At 55.0% G+C, this 2500-nt stretch carries 1 tRNA gene and 1 rRNA gene (both cut by a window edge); both read right to left on the bottom strand.

From position 1 onward, the window contains the following. Positions 1-1743 (bottom strand): 23S ribosomal RNA (locus K1W69_RS26805); it reaches 1272 nt to the left of the window's first position. A 753-nt stretch (positions 1744-2496) separates the two neighbouring features. Further along, positions 2497-2500, bottom strand: a tRNA-Ala gene (locus tag K1W69_RS26800); it runs 72 nt beyond the window's last position.

Here is a 2500-nt window from a genome sequence, read left to right as displayed (position 1 = left end):
TGGAGCTATTTCCTGGAACCTCTTCGCCGCACTCCCAATCCAGTAAGGAAGCACAACACACAAGATCCGTCACTACCACCAGGCCGACGAATATTAACGTCGTTCCCATCGACTACGCCTTTCGGCCTCGCCTTAGGGGCCGGCTCACCCTGCTCAGATTAACTTTAAGCAGGAACCCTTGGTCTTTCGGCGAGGGAGTCTCTCACTCCCTTTATCGTTACTCATGTCAGCATTCGCACTTCCGATACCTCCAGGAGCCCTCACGGGTCTCCCTTCACAGGCTTACGGAACGCTCCGCTACCGCTTGGCAATGCCAAGCCCTCAGCTTCGGTGTATGGCTTTAGCCCCGTTACATTTTCGGCGCAAAGACCCTTATTTAGACCAGTGAGCTGTTACGCTTTCTTTAAATGATGGCTGCTTCTAAGCCAACATCCTGGTTGTTTTGGGATCCTCACATCCTTTCCCACTTAGCCATAACTTGGGGACCTTAGCTGGAGGTCAGGGTTGTTACCCTCTCCACGACGGACGTTAGCACCCGCCGTGTGTCTGCCGAGCAGTACTCTCTGGTATTCGGAGTTTGGTTAGGATCAGTAAGGCGGTGAGCCCCCATAGCCCATCCAGTGCTCTACCCCCAGAGGTATTCACTCGACGCTCTACCTAAATAGATTTCGCGGAGAACCAGCTATTTCCGAGTTTGATTGGCCTTTCACCCCTAGCCACAAGTCATCCCGATCTATTGCAACAGATATGGGTTCGGTCCTCCAGTTGGTGTTACCCAACCTTCAACCTGCTCATGGCTAGATCACTCGGTTTCGGGTCTAATACAACGAACTAAAGCGCCCTATTCAGACTCGCTTTCGCTGCGCCTTCACCTATCGGCTTAAGCTTGCTCGTTATACTAAGTCGCTGACCCATTATACAAAAGGTACGCTGTCAGGCTTGCGCCCTCCAACTGTTTGTAGGCATCCGGTTTCAGGTTCTCTTTCACTCCCCTTGTCGGGGTGCTTTTCACCTTTCCCTCACGGTACTGGTTCGCTATCGGTCATGCACGAGTACTTAGGCTTGGAGGGTGGTCCCCCCAAGTTCAGACAGGATTTCACGTGTCCCGCCCTACTCTAGGACTATCAAAGATCTTACGCGTACGGGGCTGTCACCCACTACGGCCCGACTTTCCAGACGGTTCCACTTTATCTTCAATAGCCACTGGCCTGGTCCGCGTTCGCTCGCCGCTACTGACGGAGTCTCGGTTGATGTCCTTTCCTACGGGTACTTAGATGTTTCAGTTCCCCGCGTTCGCTTCTTACACCTATATATTCAGCGCAAGATACCTTTAATCGATATCTGGAAACCATTTCTGTCCTCACGGTTGAGCGCGGCTTCGCCGCTAACCTCCGGACCGGGCGGGCCAAAAGGCCCGACGCGCAGTCGCGCTTGCGGCGCGGCGCGCCGTTATCTTTTCCCACGCAAAACAAGCAAGGAAAAAGAATTCGAAGCGCGAAGAGCTTCGCAAGGCCGACCGGCCGTCGCCGCTCATGCGGCGCGCCCGCGCAGCGCAGCCCGAAGGGCGAACGCGCGTGAGCGAGAACAAAAATGATTTTCCAGATATCAAAGGTGGGTTGCCCCATTCGGAAATTCACGGATCAAAGCTTATTCGCAGCTCCCCGCAACTTATCGCAGCGTATCACGTCCTTCATCGCCTGTGCATGCCAAGGCATCCACCAAATGCCCTTTTGACACTTGATCGTTCTCATTGCCAATGCGTATCCGTTTCAAATGGTTTCAACGTCTCATCAACGCCGAACCGCCCGCGCAAAACCCGAAGATCACACGCAAACGCATGCCCGAACCACCTTTCAAGGCGCGGACAAACACATTCAAAACCGTATTGGCTATTTCGTTTTTCGATACACCCCGCTCAAAGGAACACGCCGAGCGTTCCAGGGGATGTATCAGACCAGCTTCTCGAGATCTGTCCGACGGCGCGCGGTCAGGCAACGCCAGCCGTCATGCAATGCCCCGAACATTCAAACCTGGTCCGCAAAACCATCCGGTTTTGCATAGGCCGACCAGGCGTCAAACGCCAAGACATCACAATCATACGGCAATGCTGTCCGGCGGGGATGTAGCCCGCCTGTAACTGGACAGCTTCCAGACATGATCTTCTCTTTACAATGTGTGCAGAACAGGCAACGGCAAAAGCCGTTGCAAACTTTATTTCTCAAGGATGTGTCCTCACGCCGTACGCGGCTTCGCCGCTGGCTCCGGACGGGGCGGCCAAAAGTGGCCGACGCGCGCTTGCGCTTGCGAAGCTCTGCGAGCTTCGAACCTTTTCCCATGAACCATCTTAAACAAGTCACCCGCCAGATCCGCGAGCCTCATAAACCTTTTCGCTCCGCCTCTCGTCTGCCACCAGCCAGCGTGCGACTGCACGCCGCCGGCTTTCCGGCGCCCCGTCCGGAGCCAGCCCGAAGGGCGTACGGCGCGAGGACATATAAATGGT

The organism is Flavimaribacter sediminis (genome assembly GCF_019492055.1).
Taxonomy (GTDB): Bacteria; Pseudomonadota; Alphaproteobacteria; order Rhizobiales; family Rhizobiaceae; genus Flavimaribacter; species Flavimaribacter sediminis.
Note: the sequence above shows the minus strand (reverse complement) of the source record. Positions and strands in the feature narration are given on the sequence as shown.